Origin of the sequence: Anaerobiospirillum sp. NML120511 (assembly GCF_023050955.1) — a bacterium.
In the GTDB taxonomy this organism is placed as follows: Bacteria; Pseudomonadota; Gammaproteobacteria; order Enterobacterales; family Succinivibrionaceae; genus Anaerobiospirillum.
Genome location: NZ_JALKIK010000043.1, coordinates 20,833 through 39,778, shown reverse-complemented (window position 1 = coordinate 39,778; position 18,946 = coordinate 20,833). Strand labels below are relative to the sequence as shown.

General features: G+C 53.0%; 10 protein-coding genes. 8 read left to right on the top strand and 2 right to left on the bottom strand.

Going from position 1 to position 18,946, the window contains the following annotated elements:
- The first annotated feature begins 385 nt into the window (after positions 1-385).
- The 3 genes from MXE39_RS10545 (at position 386) to MXE39_RS10535 (ending at position 3,672) form a co-directional block, all read left to right on the top strand.
- Positions 386-694 carry a hypothetical protein gene (locus tag MXE39_RS10545; RefSeq protein ID WP_246978635.1) on the top strand — a complete coding sequence of 103 codons (309 nt, stop codon included), beginning with the start codon at positions 386-388 and terminating at the stop codon, positions 692-694.
- Between the two features lie 1,484 nt (positions 695-2,178).
- Complete coding sequence (locus MXE39_RS10540) at positions 2,179-2,628, top strand: transcriptional repressor (protein ID WP_246978634.1); 450 nt, start codon at positions 2,179-2,181, stop codon at positions 2,626-2,628.
- A gap of 543 nt (positions 2,629-3,171) precedes the next feature.
- Positions 3,172-3,672 (top strand): metal-dependent transcriptional regulator, encoded by a 501-nt coding sequence (locus tag MXE39_RS10535; RefSeq protein ID WP_246978633.1) that lies wholly within the window; start codon positions 3,172-3,174, stop codon positions 3,670-3,672.
- A gap of 325 nt (positions 3,673-3,997) precedes the next feature.
- Here the strand turns inward: MXE39_RS10535 and MXE39_RS10530 are convergent, their stop codons facing one another.
- Positions 3,998-4,891: a hypothetical protein gene (locus tag MXE39_RS10530; RefSeq protein WP_246978632.1), complete on the bottom strand. Its 894-nt coding sequence runs from the start codon at positions 4,889-4,891 to the stop codon at positions 3,998-4,000.
- A 1,136-nt stretch (positions 4,892-6,027) separates the two neighbouring features.
- Here MXE39_RS10530 and thrA point away from each other — a divergent pair.
- From thrA to MXE39_RS10510, 4 genes are all read left to right on the top strand, one after another.
- On the top strand, positions 6,028-8,493 hold the full coding sequence (gene thrA, locus MXE39_RS10525; RefSeq protein WP_246978631.1) for a bifunctional aspartate kinase/homoserine dehydrogenase I: 2,466 nt from the start codon (positions 6,028-6,030) through the stop codon (positions 8,491-8,493).
- A 10-nt stretch (positions 8,494-8,503) separates the two neighbouring features.
- Positions 8,504-9,490, top strand: coding sequence for a homoserine kinase (thrB, locus tag MXE39_RS10520; protein WP_246978630.1), 987 nt, complete (start codon positions 8,504-8,506; stop codon positions 9,488-9,490).
- 249 nt (positions 9,491-9,739) lie between these two features.
- Positions 9,740-11,035, top strand: a complete 1,296-nt coding sequence (gene thrC, locus MXE39_RS10515; RefSeq protein ID WP_246978629.1) for a threonine synthase — start codon at positions 9,740-9,742, stop codon at positions 11,033-11,035.
- A 335-nt stretch (positions 11,036-11,370) separates the two neighbouring features.
- Positions 11,371-11,883 (top strand): low molecular weight protein-tyrosine-phosphatase, encoded by a 513-nt coding sequence (locus tag MXE39_RS10510; RefSeq protein WP_348647480.1) that lies wholly within the window; start codon positions 11,371-11,373, stop codon positions 11,881-11,883.
- Between the two features lie 369 nt (positions 11,884-12,252).
- Here MXE39_RS10510 and MXE39_RS10505 read toward each other — a convergent pair whose 3' ends face one another.
- Positions 12,253-12,879 carry an MBL fold metallo-hydrolase gene (locus tag MXE39_RS10505; protein ID WP_247074059.1) on the bottom strand — a complete coding sequence of 209 codons (627 nt, stop codon included), beginning with the start codon at positions 12,877-12,879 and terminating at the stop codon, positions 12,253-12,255.
- Positions 12,880-15,651: 2,772 nt separating this feature from the next.
- On the opposite strand from MXE39_RS10505, the gene MXE39_RS10500 reads away from it, so the two are divergent.
- Positions 15,652-18,066, top strand: a complete 2,415-nt coding sequence (locus MXE39_RS10500; RefSeq protein WP_246978626.1) for an MATE family efflux transporter — start codon at positions 15,652-15,654, stop codon at positions 18,064-18,066.
- The last annotated feature ends 880 nt before the right edge of the window (positions 18,067-18,946 follow it).

Below are 18,946 nucleotides of genomic sequence, written 5' to 3'. Positions count from 1 at the left end.
CGAGCCAACAAAGGCATAAATAAGCCAATATTTGGCGAATACGCCTCAACGCCTAACACTGGTTATTTTAAAAGTCAATTAATTTCAATTATTTTTGAGAGGCATATCCTTCATCGGTTTGCCGTACATAAGAGTTAACTTTAGTTACTTCATAGTTGCCTGTTGGAACTACAGCAGTGGTAAATCGGTCTACATGGTCGCTATTTGTCTTATTGTAGACTTTTACACGCAAGTGGGTTGCTGCTTGCTTTTCTGGTCTGGTGTGTAGCTGATGGGGGCTAAATTCAAAGCGCAAGCCGGTATCAGAGTTCAAAAGTTTTTAACCACTGAGTACTGGCAGTAAATACGTATTGTGATTTGTAGATATATAGTAGAATCAGGGCTTATGAACACAATAGAATGCCCTGACTCACAGGCTGCCCATGCCCTGCATAAGCAGCCAGGAACGATTTTACAGCAAGTAAAATCCCGTTTGAAACAAAATCCTGAAGAACTTGCCATGATTCAGCAGGCCGCCTCAAGGAGGATTGACCGGCAAGGTGTTAAAGAACGTTGTACCATTGTTCTTAGCGCAATGCGCTCCAAAACAATTTGTAAATTATCCAGACTTACTTCAAAATCAAGACAATTTATTAGAAGGTGGCCTGACAGATACATAGAGCATGGCGTTAACGGTTTACGTGACCGTCCATGATCAGGTCGTCCACCATCTTTAAGTACTGACTCTATTGAGGAGATTAGGGAGCTCTGCTTTACAAGCCCGGATTACATAAAATCCCTTGATGAGTTCGACCAGACCGGAGATTCAATCAGTTCATCTGACTTCTGGACACTTGCTGGCCTTGCAGCAGTTAAGATGTTATCGCCGTCAACTATGTGCTGGTTCTGCAAAAAATACGGCATAGTAAGGCGTCCATCTGGCTCCTGCTGCTTCAGTGCTGAACACGACTATGAGAATGAGATGGCCAGTATTCATAGAGCGCTCTGCACAGTGACAGAAGATGATGATGATGAAAACACCAGGGGTGGATGGCTGGCAATGCCTCTGTGGCAGTCAGTGCCTCTGTGGCAGTCAGCGCCTCTGTTGCATGCAGTGCCTATGTGGCAGGCTGATGCAGCTGGTGCGTGATGCAGCTGGTGCGGCGGCAGGAACGCAGGTGCTTATGGGTTTAAGGCAGTAACCTGCCTGTGCAGGCCGGTCAGGGGTTTTCCGCAAAATACGTAGGGATTCTGAAAGGCTTGTGGTGTGCACTTGAGGCGTTTGCGGAACTTACTGACAGAGCAAAGAATGCAAAGCACTGACATGTCAGGCTGTGCTTTTGTGCCTGTGCCTGCATCAGCAAAGAGCAAAGATCTGCCCTTTAACTGATTACTGGTATGCCAGTGTGCTATTTTGCACGGCCAGCTCACAAATTCGGGGGCAGGCGCGCTTGTATGAATAGACTTATGACCTATAATAGATATCGCCAGGTTAATGGAGCGCAATTTTTATCAAAGACATAATTTAATTAATGCAAGTACTTTGATGAAAATAAATGCTCATATTGTGAGCTGCATTTCACCGTTCAGTGAAAAACCTGGTCAGCTGTCAAACTTGGGGGACAGATGCTAGTCTTTTACCCTGAGTTGCGATATGCTTAAAGAGTTCAGAACTAAAGAACTCTGAATGCGCCTCACTGCTGTAATAGTAAGATGCGGTTTTTCCATGGCTCTCGAGTTTTCTCAGGGCTTTTTTTCCGTTGTCTGAAGCAGGCAGAAATTCAGATTTTGCTCATATTTTGTTGCGCAAAGGCACACAGCCGTAAACAGGGCACTGTCCCTGGCAGGGCAGTAAACCCTGCGGGGGCATGAAATCCTGGAGAGGCACACAGCCTTAAAAGTATCTCATGGTCATAAAGTGGTGGACAGAATCATTGTCCATGGTGCTTCAACTGTTGAGTTTTAAGGGCGCGTCCAGTTTTTAGAAGGTACAGGTGTCCATAAAGGTCACATTTGCAGGTTCTTGCAGAAGAATTTGTTAACTGTAATTAATAATGATGTTAACAAAAAGAGCCGGAATGCGACTTTAATGAGACATGACAGGGTTCTCCGGGGACAGACAGAGGCCTTAGCATACAAGTCACCTGTTGACAGCCAGCTGCTTATTTAAGGCATGCTTAAGACAAGTTGAGGATAGCCATGCAAAACCAAGATTCGGTATACAGTCAGATCGGCGATCTTACCGAAGAAACCGTACAAAAGCTTGAGCAGAGCGGCTTACGCATGACAGTGCAGAGACGCCACATCATTGATATCCTTACCAAGAGCCAGTGCACCTCTCCAAAAGAGCTCTGGTATGAGGCCAGACAGTATGTTCCTGATCTCGGTATTGCTACCGTTTACCGCCTGATCAACCGACTCGAGCAGATTGGCGTACTGGCCAAGACCCGTAACCTTGGTATCAACCGTGTTCTGCCACAGCTGGGCGTTATTACTGATGCCAACGGTCAGGTAGTGCGCAGCCGTACCAACCTTCAGCTCTCTGAGCTTATTCGTCTGGGCCTGATTTCCTGTGGTGTTATCGGCACCAATAACAAAATTGATATCTCCCTGGTGGGCGAGAGCATCAATATTGTTATCACTTCCTAGTCAGATGCCGGGTCTGATCCCAGCACGCTGACTTTGTTTTAATGAGGGCCTTTAAGGCCCTTATTTATTTTAAGCAGCCACCTGGCTCTAGCCGGCAGTGCCCGGCCCCGGCCAGGCCGGGCCTTGCGGCCCGAGGCTGCCGGCCGCCTGCCTGCTGTCCGCAAGGCAGCGTCAGGGCTGTCCTGCCGGGCGGATATGCCGGTGGCTGTGCCCTGTGGCCGCTGCAGGTAATGATGTTTATTCAGGCATGAATATGAGCCTGAAATGAACATTAATATCCTTGATCGCTGCGGGTTAAATATGGATACTAACCTGAATTTGCCCTGAGCGGGCGCTGCCTGCAGGCCATGCATATAACGCTCAAACACCTGCCGGGGCAGCGGTGCAGCCATGCATACCTCTGACAGTGCCATGAGGCAGGACCGGTCATGTGACAGGAGCTGTCTGCCTTGTCAGCAGGGGCTGCAGTAAGTGTCCTTTTTCTGGCAGTTGCAATAAGCGCTGTGGTCCCACGGTGTTTTGATTAATTTTCGAGGAAGTTTCATGACTAACGGTGTTAAGGTTGATTTAGAAAAACCAACTCCATTAACATTTTTAAATGCTGTCCCAGAAGTTCCGACCAAGGGAACAACCGAGTATGGCATTGCCGAGTCTGGTGAGACCTACCTTGAGGCCATTTTGCTTATCAAAGAGCGCACCCAGAGCGGTCTGGTACGTGCTGTTGATATTGCCAATGAGCTGGGCTTTTCCAAGCCAAGCGTGTCACGTGCCTTAAGCCAGCTTAAGGAGAAGGGCCTTATCAATATCGAATCCTCAGGCGCCATTATCTTCACCCCTGAGGGCCTTGCCTACGCCAAAAAGGTCTTCCAGCGCCACCGTATTCTTACCTACTTCCTGCGCTATGTGCTGGAGATTCCAGCTACTCAGGCTGAGCAGGATGCCTGTCGCATGGAACACGTAATTTCCGACCTCACCCTCGAGCACATCATTGCCTATCTGGAAAAGAAGGACATGCTGCCTGATGACTTTGTCATCGAGAAGTAGACACCAGAGTTCAGGTGGCGTGAGCTTACCGCCCTTGATGCACCTGACTGAGCACGGTTCAGTTCAGAGCTGCAGCAGGCAGCCGGGCTCAAAAGCCCGCCACGTATGGAGTTTGAGGGTATACGCATCACGCTGTGAGGCATAAATAACAGGGCCTGGCACTGCATGGCAGTGACCAGGCCCTGTTGCATCTTAAGGACTGAAAGTGCGCCCTGGAGCAGGCCCGGCTGTCTGCCTGTAATCCTGCAAGCCCCTGGGGCGTGCGGGGCGTGCCGGGCAGCCCGACGCTCGTGCCGGGATGCCTGTGGCGCTGGGGCGCCACGGGTCAGCGCAGCATGGAGTGATGGAAGCTCATGCCCGGACGGTCGCGGCGTGGGCGCTTGATATAGTCGACCTCGGCATCGACATCAGCAAAGCTGTTGCCATACTCGTCATCAGTGTCTATCTCATGCTCATTTTCACCCAGTGGTCCTTTCTTGAAAAAGCGCGAGAAGATATTGTACTTTTCGCCATTTTCGAAGATCTTCAGATAGCGCTCGATGAAAAGAAAAGACAGCACCTGAGCCTGCTGAGCTGCTGCAATATCATCAGAGGCCGCTGCGGCAGCTGCGGTATTTGTTGCGGTGCCGCCCAAATTCATGGAGGCGGTACGGCTGCGGCGGGTGATCTCAATCAGGTCATAAAGCTTTTGCAGCATACCAACTGAAATCATTACTGAGGGCTGCAGGGCTGCAGCCTGAGTGGCGCTGATGGTGCGTGACATGGCCATAACCTGCTGCATGATTACGCTTTGCTGGCCTCCGAGCAGCCTGAAGTCATTAAGGCTTGAGCCTGAGATGAGATTACCCGTGGCGTTAAAGGTCGCACCGGCAATGACTTTGCCTGCAGCTGTGGTCGACCCTGAGCTTATTGAAGAGCCACTCTGATTCTGACCCTGTCCCTGGTTCTGCCCAGGCAGACCTGAATTGCTGCCGCCCTGACCGCTCGAGCCGTCAGGGTTGACACCGGTGCCTGGCTGGCCTGTACCTGAGCTGCCCGGATTGCCGGGAGTGCCCGGTGCCTGAGCATTTGGTCCTGCAGGAATAGTAACAGGCTGATTGCCCTGGACTTGCTGCATGGCACGATTGAAGGCAGATCCATCCTTACCGGAGTTTTGATTCATGCTCTGATCAAGCTGTCTGAGCATCTCCAGGGTATGGGAGTTAATAGTGGAACTCATGGTTATACCTCACATAAGGTCATGGATCATCACATCAGGCCCGGGCTGCGCCTCCCGAGCGGCCGTGCCCGGCCAGCAACGCAGGGGCATGCCCGGCCGGTTGAGCAGGGACGCAAAAACGGGGGGCTCACTGGGCGCACAAAGCCTGTTTACTCGCGGCAAACAGGCCATTAATACCTTAAATAAGGCAATTTGCATACCACAATCCCCAGGCTGCAGGTACGCTTATATTGCCCGGTCAGCGCCAGATTGTGGGGGCTGCCATTTTGCCGCTGTTGGGCCATATATCTGGCAGCAGCAGGACAGATGTGAGGGGCCATGGAGGACAGATGTGATGGGGCCATGGAGGACAGATGTGATGGGGCCATGGAGGACAGATGTGATGGAGCCATGGAGGTCATCTGTGTCATGAGCCGTGAGGTAAATCGGGGAGCGGGGGGCAGGCCGTTTGCAGCCGTTTGCTGGCTTTTATGTGCTGGGCCTTGTGGGCAGTGGCACGGGCACGGCAGTGGCGCCGCCTCCTTTTATGGCAGTTGCGGCAGAGGCTGGGAGCGCATGCACATGGGGCTTTGCTTAATGGGCAGGAGCTGTGATTGACAGGTGCATTGTGGTGGGGCTGGCTGTGCTCGTGCCCGTCAGACCAGCTTTGTCTTGGGGACGGGAAAATTGATTTGCTGAGGGTCTGTGGTGGGGGCGGAGCATATTGGGGAGGGACCGTGGCTGTGCATTATTTTGATGCATGTTTGCTCCGCCGGGAGGCGCGATTTCACCGCATGGGGGCTTTCTTGACTTTGCCTGATAAAACAAATGACAATAGTCCCACCTTATCAGGCCCCGATTTGGGGCAGTGCTGCAGGTCGCGTCAGTGGCGGCCACGGGCATTTATCTGGTACAGGAATTTACAGCCAGTGATATAGCCTGTCGCCATGGCTGAGCGACAGGGGTCTAAGTTTTTACCGGGCACTTCTCCGTATCATTTGCCGGTCGTATAAGAGCTTTATAAAGGAGGCTCTCAGGCGCCGGCCTAAAGCCCTAAGAGGTCAGACCACGGTCTGTTTCAGGCCATGGGCCGGCCGGGCTTTGTGAACACAATGACAGATACGGCGTGTGCCTGTTTCTTTTAGTGGAGTAGCTTTATGCGAGTCTTAAAATTTGGTGGAACTTCTGTTGCAGATGCTCAGCGTGTAGTAAATGTCTCTGAGATTGCCATTAACACTGCAATGCAAGTTCAGACTGCTTTAGTTCTGTCTGCTCCAGCCGGAGTCACCAATATTCTGGTCTCCATGGTAAAAAGCGCTCTTGCCGGAAGTGACTGTAAAAACGAGTTCAGCGCCTTAGACCAGATCGTTCGCCCACTGATTAACAATCTTGCCTCCCAGTACCCTCGTTTTGACGGTGAGCTGGTAATGGCTTTTTACGAAGAGACTGTTTCCGAGCTGCGACGCCGCGTGTCCGGAATCACCCTGCTCGGTTCCTGTCCTGATCCTGTTGCCGCCTTTATCGAGTGCCGTGGTGAAGCCATTTCCATTGCCGTAATGAGCGAGCTGTTACGTGCCCGCGAGCACGAGGTCCAGGTAATAGATCCTGTGGACATCCTGGTCTGTGACGGCAAATATCTGGAAAGCTCTGTAGATATTGAGGCCTCAATCGAGCGCTTCAAGCGTATTAAGATCAATGAAAATGCCATAGTGCTCATGTCCGGCTTCTGTGGCGGTAACCGTCAGGGCGAGCTGGTGCTGCTTGGCCGCAATGGCTCTGACTACTCAGCTGCCTGTCTGGCTGCCGTAGCTCATGCCCAGTGCTGTGAGATCTGGACTGACGTGGACGGCGTATACAGCTGTGATCCGCGTGCTGTTCCTGATGCCGTGCTGCTGCGCCGCATGTCCTATAAGGAGGCCATGGAGCTGTCCTACTTTGGCGCCAAGGTACTCCACCCTCGTACCATTTCCCCTATTGCCCAGTACCGCATTCCATGCCTTATCAAGAACACTCTCAATCCTCAGGGAGAGGGCACTCTTATTTCCGAGGAATCCGACCGCAATATGATCACCAAGGGCATTTCTGATCTCAAGAATGTCTCCATGATCAATGTCTCCGGTCCTGGTATGAAGGGCATGGTAGGCATGGCCGGACGTCTGTTTACCTGTATTTCCCGTGCCAATGTCTCCATTGTGCTCATTACCCAGTCATCATCAGAGTACTCCATTACCTTCTGCGTACACACTGAGGACGCCTTTGCTGCCCGTGCTGCCATTGAAGAAGAGTTCAAACTCGAACTGAATGCCCATCTGCTTGATCCTGTTGAGATTCAGGACAGGAAGGCCATTATTTCCGTAGTGGGTGAGGGCATGAGAACAGCCAAGGGCGTGTCCTCCAAGTTCTTCCGCGCTCTGGCTCAGGCCAATATCAATGTTAATGCCATTGCCCAGGGCAGCTCCGAGCGCTCCATTTCCGCTGTTATTGACGCCAACAAGGTATCTGAAGCCGTATTCAGCTGTCACACTGCATTCTTCAGCGGTCGCCAGATTATCGATCTCATTATCGTCGGTGTAGGCGGTGTGGGTGCTGCTCTGCTCAGACAGATTGAAAAGCAGCGCGATGAGCTGCAAAAGCGCAACGGTATTGAGATTCGCGTTATCTGCGTGGCCAATTCCCATACCTTTATCAAGGATCCAAGGGGACTTAAGCCTGAGGCTGTTACTGATCTGCTGAAGAACAGCCAGAACGGCAAGTTCACTATTGATGAGGCCAAGCGTCTTGTTGATGACTCTCATCTGGTCAATCCTGTATTTGTTGACTGCACTTCCTCAGATGACATTGCTCTTACCTATCTTGAGCTTATGCAGGCCGGCTATCACGTGGTTACTCCAAACAAAAAGGCCAATACCTCAACCCTTGAGTACTACACCGGTCTGCGTGACATTGCCCGTATCTGCCACCGCAAGTTCTACTATGAGGCTACTGTAGGTGCAGGCCTGCCTGTTATCAATACTCTGCAGAATCTGCTGGCTGCAGGCGACCGTCTTATTGAATTCAATGGCATCATGTCCGGAACTCTGTCCTATATCTTTGGCCTCGTAGACGAGGGCAAGAGCCTGTCTGAGGCTACCCGCGACGCTTATGAGCGCGGCTTTAGCGAGCCTAATCCACGTGATGATCTTGAGGGTATGGATGTTGCCCGCAAGCTGCTTATTCTGGCCCGTGAGTGCGGCTACAGGCTCAATCTTGATGATATCCAGGTGGAGTGCCCGGTAGATGCAAAGTATCTGCAGGGTGAGAGTGCTCAGGAAGTGCTTGAGAACCTTAAGGGCGCTGATGAGGAATTTGCCTGCCGTGCTGCCGCTGCCCGTGCCGAGGGCAAGGTGCTGCGTTACGTGGCAACCATTGAGGATGGTGGCAAGTGCTCATGCGGCATTAAGGCCGTAGGTCCTGAGGATCCTTTATTCAAGGTAACAGGAGGCGAAAATGCCCTGTCCTTTACCTCTGCCTATTACCAGCCAATCCCGCTGGTAATCCGTGGCTACGGTGCCGGTACTGATGTAACTGCTGCCGGTGTATTCTCCGATATTCTGCGTCTGCAGAACTGGACCCGTGAGGCATAAGGAGGCTGTCATGACCAGAGTTTTTTCCGCTTACGCCCCGGCTTCCTCAGCCAACCTTTCTGTGGGCTTTGATCTGCTGGGCATAGCTGTACGTCCTGTCAGCGGTCAGCCCCTGGGCGACTTTGTCACAGCCCGTGAGCTGGGAGCTGACGAGCAGGGCAATGCCGGTCCTGATCTGCTGTTAAAGACCGAAGGCCGCTACAGCGCCCGCCTGCCGGCAGACCCAAAGCGCAATATTGTCTGCGATGCCTATGAGCTCTATGGCCAGTTTCTCAGGGAAAAAGGCATGGATATCAAGCGCCTTGAGCTTACTTTGCAGAAGAATCTGCCTGTGTGCTCAGGCCTTGGCTCTTCAGCCTCTTCGGTAGTGGCTGCAGTAATGGCCCTTGATGCCGTTCATGGCGTTATTTTTGGTGAGGAGGGCTGTCTTGAGATGATGGGACAGCTGGAGGGCAAAATCTCAGGCTCCATTCACTATGATAATGTTGCCCCATGCTTCTATGGCGGTATGCAGCTTATCATCAATGAAGGTGAGATCATCTCTCAGAGCATTCCTCATTTTGATAACTGGTACTGGGTGCTGTGCTTCCCGGGCATCAAGGTCTCCACCTCTGAGGCCCGTGCCATTTTGCCAGCTCAGTATCTGCGTCAGGATGTCATTACCTTTGGCCGCCGTCTGAGCACCTTTGTTCATGCCTCCTACAGCAAAAATGAGAGCCTTGCCGCCTCCTGTCTGGTAGATGTGGTGGCTGAACCTTACCGTGCCTCTCTGATTCCGGGCTTTGTTGAAGCCCGTGAGCATGGCAGGGCCATTGGTGCGCTGTCCACAGGTATTTCCGGCTCCGGATCCACCATTTTCTCCATTTTCACCGATGAATCTGCCGCTGTGCAGATGAAGGAATATCTCGAGCGCCAGTTTATTGCCAATGAAGACGGCTTCTGCCACGTATGTAAGGTAGATCCGCGCGGCGCCTTTGTCCAAAGCAAAGAGATCTGACGGCCAGCACCACCTGCCGCCCGTGCCGTGCGCGGCACCGGTCAGGCTCCGCCCCGGCCGCCCAGGCGCGCTGCCAGGGAGCCTGGGCAGCGGCAGCCTGGGCTGAAGGCCAGACAGGGGCAATATTAAGCACAGAATTAACCAGGTACCATAACCTGCAGGCCTGATCGGGCAGCAATAGACGCTGTCGGCAGCAGGTCCTGGTACCGTACAAGATAGAGAGCGCCTCAGGGCGCGAGGACTGTAGTAGTGGAATTAGTAAATTTAAAAGACTCCTCAGAGCGTGTTTCTTTCTCCCAGGCCGTCAGACAGGGTATTGGCCGTGAGCAGGGCCTGTTCTTTATGGAAAAGGTTGAGCCTTTTACCCCTGAGCAGATTAAGGATCTGCTGGCCATGGATCTGGTAACCCGCTCCCAGAAGGTATTACGTCATCTGATTGGCTCTGATGAAATGCCGGAGCTGGAGGCTATTATTGCTGATGCCTTCAACTTTAAAGCTCCTCTGGTAAAGGCCGATGACCGTACTTTCTGCCTTGAGCTTTTCCATGGTCCTTCCCTTGCTTTCAAGGATTTTGGCGCCCGTTTCATGGCCCGTGTGCTCTCATCTGTCATTGGCGATGAGCGCTGCACCATTCTCACCGCCACCTCCGGTGATACCGGCGCGGCTGTAGCTGATGCTTTCTACCGTCAGGACAAGATTAACGTAGTAGTGCTCTATCCAAAGGGCATGGTATCCCCGCTGCAGGAGAGCCTGATTGCTACTTTAGGTGAGAACATCCATGCCGTTGAGGTCAGCTCTCCTTTTGACAACTGTCAGGACATGGTCAAGACTGCATTTGATGATCTGGACTTCAAGAAAGCTGTAGGACTTAACAGCGCCAATTCCATCAACATCAGCCGTCTGCTGGCTCAGGTATGCTACTACTTCGAGGCAGTGGCTCAGCTTGATGAAGCCCAGCGTGACAAGGTTGTCTTTGCTGTACCTTGCGGTAACTTCGGCAATATTACTGCAGGTCTGATTGCCCGTGCTCTGGGCCTCAAGTCCCGCTTTGTCATTGCCTGCAATGCCAATGACACTGTGCCACGCTACCTTAAGAGCGGTAACTGGGAGCCACACAAGACCATTGCCACCATTTCCAATGCCATGGACATCAGCCGTCCAAACAACTGGCCACGTGTTGAGGCCCTGTGCAGGCTCATGGGCTGGTCATTAAGCGAGTTTGACTGCGGATCCGTATCTGATGATGAAACCCGCGCCAATATGAAGGCCCTGTATCAGAGCACTGGCTATATTCTTGAGCCTCATGCCTCTGTTGCTCACAAGGTCTTAAGCTCCAGTCTCAAGGACGGTGAGGTCGGTATCTTCCTGGGCACTGCACATCCTGCCAAGTTCAAGGAGGAAGTCGACGCCACCCTGGGCATTGATCTGCCACTGCCAAAGGCCCTTGCTGACCGCATGAACCTTGAGCGTCACAAGAAGCTCATGGAGGCTGATTTTGCCACCCTGAAGAGCTATATGCTCGACGAGCTCAAGCTGGCCCGCTAATCAGCGCCAGCTCTCAGGCCACACCTGAGGCGACCCATCAGGCACAGCTCAGCCCAACTGAGGTAACCCCTGAGGCCGCACCTCAGCCCATGATGCCCTGAGCAGCAAAACAGCAGGCCCGGTCTCCCCCAAAGGGGACCGGGCCTGCCTGTATCTGTGTCTGGTAATAAGGTGCTCTGCCCGGTGCCGCCGCCAGCCGCCCCAGGCAGCCTGCTGCGGCCTGCATGCTGCAGGCTGCCTCTGGAGGCAGATGCTGCGGGCACAAAGGGCCTGTTTATGGCAGCTGCAGTCATAATAGGGTACAATTTCCGGGATTGAGTTCCGTACTGTCCGGTATGGATCGACTTTGGTATTTGAGCAAGGACAGGGTAATGATCAAAGTACTCTTTGTATGTCATGGCAATATCTGCAGATCTCCCATGGCAGAGTTTCTTTTTAAGAAGATGACTGCTGACAGGGGCCAGAGCAAGCTCTTTGAGATTGCCTCGGCTGCTACTTCTCAGGAGGAAATCGGCAGCAAGGTCTATCCACCTGTCTATGCCATGCTTGAGTCCGTGGGCATTGATCCGTCAAAGAAAAGAGCCCGTCAGATTACCCGCAAGGACATGGACAATTACGATTTCATCATTGTCATGGACAATAACAATCTGCGTAATCTGGACCGCCTCTTCAATGGCTATGGCGAGGAAAAGGTACACAAGTGCCTGGACTTCTCCAGCCGCATGGGCTGTGAGGTGGCAGATCCATGGTATACCCGCGATTTTGAAACCTGCCGTGACGACATCACCGAAGGTCTTGAGGCCTTCTACCAGACCCTGATTGAAAACGGCATGGTTCCGGAAAAGTAACTGTCTGCTGTCAGGACACCTGGGCTCATCATTTACGGGCACAGGCCTGACAGACGATGATGCCGGGCTTCAGGCAACCTGCTGGCAGACAAAACAGCTTCACATCATGAACTGCAGTGACCTGAGGCATGACAGGGATTGATGCTGCATAGCAGCGGCTGCTGCACTGCACCAGCTTCTGTGTAATCATAAGAGCAAAAATAAAGGCACCTGCCTGCTGGCAAGGTGCCTTTATTTTTGCGCAGCATGGCGCAGCTGCCATGACGGCCCGGCCGCAGGACCAGGGCCTGCAGGGCCGGACAGGCAGGCCCTGTCAGCCAGCCTGCCTTGCGGGCGGGCGACCTGGCGCTGCAGGGGATTGTGGGGTGTTTAGCCGCGCACGTAAGGGTTGGAGCTCTTTTCCTGGCCAATGGTGGTATCACCCATATGGCCGCACATGACGTCGGTGCTCTCAGGCAGGGTGTAAAGGCGGGTTTTAATGGAGTTCTCAAGGTCAGCAAAATTGCCGCGCGGAAAGTCAGTACGGCCAATGGAGCCCGGGAACAGGGTGTCACCTACCAGCACGAAGTTCTCCTCTTCACAGTAGAAGCATACGCCGCCAGGGGTATGTCCCGGAGTGTGCAGTACCTTAAATGAGGCGTCAGGAAAGAGTTTGAGCACCTCATTGTCACCCACATATTCGCACTCAAAGGACCCTGAGTTTTCAATGCCGAACATGGCGGCCTGCTGGGCAAGTGTAGTCAGCAGGAATTCGTCATCACGGTGCGGGCCATAGACCTTTACCTCAGGAAATTTATCCAGCAGTGCTCTGGTACCGCCTACATGGTCAAGATGTCCATGGGTAAGCAAAATGGCCTTGAGCTTAAGTCCCTGCTGCTCGAGTGCGCCAATAATCACCTGAGCATCGCCACCAGGGTCTACCACAACAGCATCACTGGTTTCCTGATGGGCCAGGATGCGGCACTCCTGTGCAAAAGGGGTAACGGGAATAGCCATAATGTCGAGCATGCCAGAACTCCTGAATAAAAGCGTCAAGAAAGCGGAAAACTGAGCACATCATACAGCAGCCATGCGCATTGCATCAATATTTCACCACGAGCCAATGCGGCCTGCACCACCGCCGCCCGGCATGCTCATATGACCTGCCATACCATCAGCCAGGGGGATCCTCCTGCAGCACTAACAGGCGGTTGACAGCCCTTCCAGCAGCCCGCTGTCCGGATCCTCCTGCACAGCTTCCCCCCGCTGAGGGGTAAACAGGTATGGCCATATGGCATATGTACAGGGGCAGTGGCAGCTGCACAGGCAGGAGCAGGTGCATGGGCAGGAGCAGCTGCACGGACAGGTGACGCTCAAAGCCAGCTTTTGAGCCTGACGTGCCTTACGTGCCCAAAGTGTGCGTTGTGTGCACCTTATGTGCATATATGTGCACATATGCACGTCTGCTTTTTGTTTTTAGTCTCCTGAGTGCAGGGCAGGGCATGCAGGGCATGCATGTCAGGGTGGTGCAGGGCTTAGGGCCGATGGCCTTGTTATATGACCATGCAGGGCGTGAGGTTGAAACTGGACGGCTGCCTGAGCTGCAGGGCAGGGCATGCATGGCATGCAAGGCAGGGGGAGTGCATGGCGTGAGGTTTAAACTGGATGGCTGGTAGAGGCTTTTGAACGTACCGGCATGAACAGTCCTGCCTGAGTGCCTTGTATGAGTGGAGTTGACTGACTGGATGAGGGGAAAGTGATGGAGATGGTCAGTACAGCTTATTAGTGCAGTTAAGGCATATTTTTTTGTGTGTATTTGCCCTGATTCTGCGTTTTTGAGGCTGCATAGCCAGATTTTGGGAGCTGGTGGAAGGGCATGATCAAAGTGTGTCTGGCGGGCCAGATGTGGGGGATAAAGTGTAGTGGCGGTGAGCAGAACAGGCGTAAAAATGGGCGTTGTGACTGTGTGTGGGATATTTTGCGGTGGTTAAAGGATTTTTCCTTTCTGATAAAAATTAAAAAATATGTAACACAGATCACAAAATCAACAAAATGCTAAATGAGGGTTTTGCTGCCTTAAATCCTGAATTGAGGTTAATCGGCTGGATAGTTTTGTCTGTGGGCGGCTCAGGTTAAGATACAGATTTTTTAGTCCTTTCATAGTGCTGCTCAAGGCCGCAGTGTGCAGGTGTTTTTAGGGGGCAAATGCCTTAATTATGGTGATTTTCCTGGAGGTCAATGCCTGTGGCGGTGCCTTGTTGTCAGGATAATACAGTGTAGTTTTTTATGATAATGATTTGTGGTGATACGCTCTTGCCAGTGATTTTTTGCTCTGATAAGCTGAATTTGCATGTGTAAAGTTGTACTCAACGAACCACAGGCAGGCATCATACTCTTTTTTTGTATGTGCTTATGGGTATGACCCGGGATACAGCCGTATTCTGCGCGGTCACGCTCAATGGCGTTAGCCCTCTGAGGCCTTTTCATGTAAGAAGTTCCGTGAAACCCTGAGGATAACTAACACCGCAGCCCCCTGGGCTTTAACAGGTTCGTCTCGCCTGACCTGTCAAACTCTCAAAAAGCCCAGCTTCTTTTCGACCAATGTCAAAGCGGCATACCACTTCCTGATCTGCAGTGGTACTTTTCTCAGCCGCTGCGGGCCGTGTCAACGCCTCTGTCTGACTGAACCAGTGGTCACCATGACCATTCAGCCATCGCTTAGACTTTATGCCGTGGTTGCAGACGTTTATTCAGGCAGCATCTCAAAAAGTCTGAACTCTAACTTAGCAAGTAATACCAGGCGCAGTTAGTCATCAGAATCATCTTTCTTTGCCGTGGTAACCTGCTTAAGCTTGAGCATCTGGCTCTTTGCCCTGCGCATCGTGCGCAGCGAAATTACAATTCAAGTTTGCAGTTGTGATTTTCCGTGGCAGGGAACAGTTCAGGATCCACAAAATCTGCTCAGCACTGGCAGTCTGAAATTTCAGCAGTGTTGATTCTCTCTTCCTGTGTTTTTCAGCTTCAGTCTGGCTTTTGCCCCTGGACCGCTCTGAGTGGTCCGCATCCTGAATGACCATCCCTCCGGCAGCCAAAGCAAAATAATCTGAACATACCTGAGCTAAATATAATCCAGCCTGTGCTTAACGGTACAGGTTATCAGGCACAGCTGTATCCAGCTTTTATGCCTGAATTTGAGCAAAGCCGCCGCCTGAGACTCATGCAGTCAATACTCCTGTGGCTGTGCCGCCGCCGGATCTGAGGCGCGCAGCGCTGTAGGGCCGAAGGTCAGGCGCAGGCACATACGCTGACACATACGGTGACTCTGCAGGTCTTTCATGGAGCTTGCGGCTGTGCTCAAAGGAAGAAAGTTTCAGGTCAGTTATGGGAAGACATTTTGCTCCAGCTGACGGGCTGAAAGGCGCTACGACAGTTCATCTCTCTGTCCGGCCTCAGCCCGGATATCAATCTTAAGCATGTCCACAAATGAACCTTCACAGGTACAGCCAGGTATAAAAGGCCTGAGTCTGTCAGCAGTGCGCATATCCTGCCTCCTGCTGTGTCTCGCTCAGCCCTCTTATTCCAGCTTTGTATACGCTGACTGAACCGGACAATATCGCCGGTGCGTGCCTGTCAGACTGACCCTGGTCCAGCCTGTCCCGTCAGTCTGACCTCAGGCAGGTTTTCCCTGTCGGGGTGACCTGAGGCAGGTCTTCTTAAGCCAGCCTGCCCGGTACCACGCCTCTGGTCCTGCTTGCTTACCAACTTGCTTTACAAACAAGGAGGTTAAGTATGAGCAAGATTATTTCCTCTCCAGCAGTCCGTGCTGTCAAAGACAAGCGCTCAGGGGCTCTTCAGGCCCGTTCCTGCACCGCTGTTGTCGGTAACTCCAGCCTGGTGGCTCCCAATGTCAAAACCAGGGCTTACAAAAATCAGGTAAAAGCAGCTCTGTCTTCAGCCAGTGCTGGCAGCGCTCCCAACAGCGCAGTTAACAAGCCTGCACCAGCATCTCAGGACGCTCTCAAATCTGCAGACCCTGAGGTGCGGATAGTGGCTGACGACCACGGCTTACGTGTGGTCGGGGCCGACGTTGACACCACCAGATCATCATCCCTTTCCCCATCTGCCTCAAATGATGAGGCTCAGAATCAGACCGGTGCGTCCGCTACGGCTGAAGCCACGGCTGCAAACCTTACTGCAGCTGCAGGTTCTGCTGCAGTAGCGGCTGATGCCGCTGCGGCCACCGTGGGCGGTGAGACTGGCATTGACTGTGTTGAGTCAGCCGCCTGTGCCGAAAGTACTGGTGTTGAAAGAGCCAATGCTGACGCTGGTGCAGGTGCTGAAAGTGCCGCTGTGGTGGCTGTGCCTGAGCAGCTTGCTGTGGCAGCAGCCGTGGCCGCTGATAAGAGCAGTACTGTCAGGGCGGGCGCTCCCGTAACCCGCAAAGGCAGCAGTGCCCGCATTGAGAGCGCTGATGCCCAGTTCCACTCTGATCTTCATACTGACAGGGCTCTGAGCGGAGCTGACAGGAATATGAAGGGAGCAGACAGAGTAGCTTGTGAGGCTGCCTTTGATGTCAATGCTACAGGTGCTGAGCTCAATCTGGTAAAGCCCGGTGCTGACAGGTCAGCTGCTGTGGTCAAGGCTGCAGCCCGTGCGGCTGTGGTTACAGCCACTGTGGCAGGCAAAGCCGGCAAGGTTACCGTCAGTGCCGCCTCTCAGGCAGGTCAGGCAACAGCCCGTGTGGCTGCCAAAGCTGCAGTTGCCGCCAGTAATGTTGCGGTAAAAGCCGCCCAGAAGGCCGCCAGCTCTGCTCCGGTAAAGAAACTGGCTCAGCGTACTTTCTTTGCTCAGATTGTTCACACCCTTTCTCTGTTCCTGCCTCTGTTCATGGGGCAGCTGGCCGCTACCTCCATGGGCGTGGTGGATACAGTAATGGCCGGTGCCGCCGGCACTCTGGAACTTTCCGGTGTAGCAATCGGATCCTCTATTTTCTGGCCATCAGAGCTCTTTGTTGTGGGTATGGCTCTGGCCATTCATCCTCTGATTGCCAATCTGGCAGGCAATGGTGAGCTGCACAAGGTAGCGCTGCGTATGCAGATTGCCACTGTCTGCTGTGTGGCTCTGGCCGTAATCACAGGCATCATCATCATGCTGGTGCCGCTGGTTTACCGCATGTTCCCAGGTGTTGATCAGGACATGGTCAGCATTGGTCAGTGGTATCTGGTGGCTGTAGGCCTTGCCATGCCGGGTTTTGCCATGTTCAACGTGCTGCGTGCCTACTGGGAGGGACTGGGCAAGACCGGTCCTACCCTGATGTTTGGCTGCATGGCCCTCATTTTAAACATCCCGCTTAATTACATCTTTATCTTTGGTCATCTTGGTATGCCGGCCCTTGGTGGCGTGGGCTGTGGTGTAGCTACCGCTCTGTCCATTTATCTCACTGTTGTGGGCATGCTTTATTACGTAAGAAAGAGTCCGACCTTTGCCAGAGTACGTATTTATACCCGCTGGGAGCCGGTAACTTTCTCCCAGTGCCTGGCTTTCCTCAAGCTGGCTCTGCCACTTGGTATTGCCGGCATGATTGAGACTCTGTGTTTCTCCCTGGTTGCCATCATGCTCAGTCCTTTTGGTCCTGTAGTAGTGGCCAGCCATACCATTGCCATGAACGTATCAGGTCTGCTGGCCATAGTGCCAATTGCCCTGAGCTCCACCGCTTCAATTGAGGTAGGTGAGGCCATGGGTACCAGCAGCTGGTCCCACGCCCGCAAACGCGCCTTAAGTTCAACCAGCCTTGCTGTAGCTTTCTATTTCATTGGCGCCTCAGTGCTCTTTTTCACGGGCGAGCAGATTGCGGCCCTGTACTCAGATGATGCTGAAGTGCTCCTGCTGGCCCCGGTACTGATGACGTACTGCGTGGTGTTCTTCTTCCCTGAGACCCTGCAGGTTATGGCTATCGGTATCTTACGTGGCTTCAAGGATTCGCGCACTATATTCCTTGTGACTATTGTGGCCTACTGGATTGTCGGTATGCCTGTAGGTTACTCCCTTGGTTATGGCTATCTGGGCGATGCCCTTGAGGGGGCCGAAGGCTTCTGGCTGGGATTTATCTTCTCGCTGTCCTGCGCCAGCATTCTGCTGGGCGGCCGCCTGCTCTATCTGTTTATCAAGGAGAAAAATCCGGACACTACAGCCCGCTCCTTCTGATAACAGCATTTCGGTTCATGGCTTGCCCGCCATGCATGAGTACTGTTCCATGCCAGGCCAGCCATGCCATGGGGGCCGTGCTTGCCACGCCATGAGGGCGATGCCAGCCAGGCCATGGGGCCATCCCCGCCAGGCATGTTGGCTCTGAGGGCAATGAGACAGGAGCTTAAATCCGTTCACACTGCTGCAAAACCAGGATCTGCATTGCAGCTTGCCTGCTGACAGGACAGTATCCGGTGAGCAGAACACAAAGAACAGTTAACTGACTTGCTGCACCGGCATGTGCAGCCCCTGCAGCATAGCCTGAATGCGCAGCCCCTGAAGTACCTGCACCTGCAGGTACAAAGGCCTGGCATTGAGAGGCAAAGCTCAACTGTCAGCTGCATATTCTTGAACTTCTCCACTGCCTGAGGCAGTTATGGCAACAAGTCAGTTTCTACCCTTTAGCTTAGGTAGGCCCCGCCCTGGGGCCATAAGTAATGCCCTGCCATATGGCGGGGCTTTTTTTGGCCAGGTGAGGCCCACTTTCATCTGAAAAGGCAGAAAACACGGCTTTCAATCGCGCCCTGAGGGTAGTGCTGATTACCGGCCTGACATCTGGTACAGGCCATGGCTTAAATACTGGTGGGCCGCCCAGGAGACCAGTGACTCCATGATAATCATGGCCGCCCTGAATGGACCTTAACCTACAGTAAATGCATGGCCGGGCCGACGACAGCCGCTGTAAAAGACATGTGGGCGGGCAGTGCGTGAAGTAGGCGCGCCGGCTGAAGTGCCGGCACAGTGATGTCTTAAGAGCAGGTATGACCAGTCCTGGAACATATTTGAGCTGCAGCCTGTTTTCGTGAGGCACCTGGGACAGGCATGGGCGGACCACTTT

What these genes read in the sequence shown, in the direction of transcription:
- MXE39_RS10545 (WP_246978635.1), top strand. Translation starts at nt 386, where the DNA reads ATGAACACAATAGAATGCCCTGACTCACAGGCTGCCCATGCCCTGCAT.
- MXE39_RS10540 (WP_246978634.1), top strand. Translation starts at nt 2,179, where the DNA reads ATGCAAAACCAAGATTCGGTATACAGTCAGATCGGCGATCTTACCGAA.
- MXE39_RS10535 (WP_246978633.1), top strand. Translation starts at nt 3,172, where the DNA reads ATGACTAACGGTGTTAAGGTTGATTTAGAAAAACCAACTCCATTAACA.
- MXE39_RS10530 (WP_246978632.1), bottom strand. Translation starts at nt 4,891, where the DNA reads ATGAGTTCCACTATTAACTCCCATACCCTGGAGATGCTCAGACAGCTT.
- thrA (WP_246978631.1), top strand. Translation starts at nt 6,028, where the DNA reads ATGCGAGTCTTAAAATTTGGTGGAACTTCTGTTGCAGATGCTCAGCGT.
- thrB (WP_246978630.1), top strand. Translation starts at nt 8,504, where the DNA reads ATGACCAGAGTTTTTTCCGCTTACGCCCCGGCTTCCTCAGCCAACCTT.
- MXE39_RS10510 (WP_348647480.1), top strand. Translation starts at nt 11,371, where the DNA reads ATGGATCGACTTTGGTATTTGAGCAAGGACAGGGTAATGATCAAAGTA.
- MXE39_RS10505 (WP_247074059.1), bottom strand. Translation starts at nt 12,879, where the DNA reads ATGGCTATTCCCGTTACCCCTTTTGCACAGGAGTGCCGCATCCTGGCC.
- MXE39_RS10500 (WP_246978626.1), top strand. Translation starts at nt 15,652, where the DNA reads ATGAGCAAGATTATTTCCTCTCCAGCAGTCCGTGCTGTCAAAGACAAG.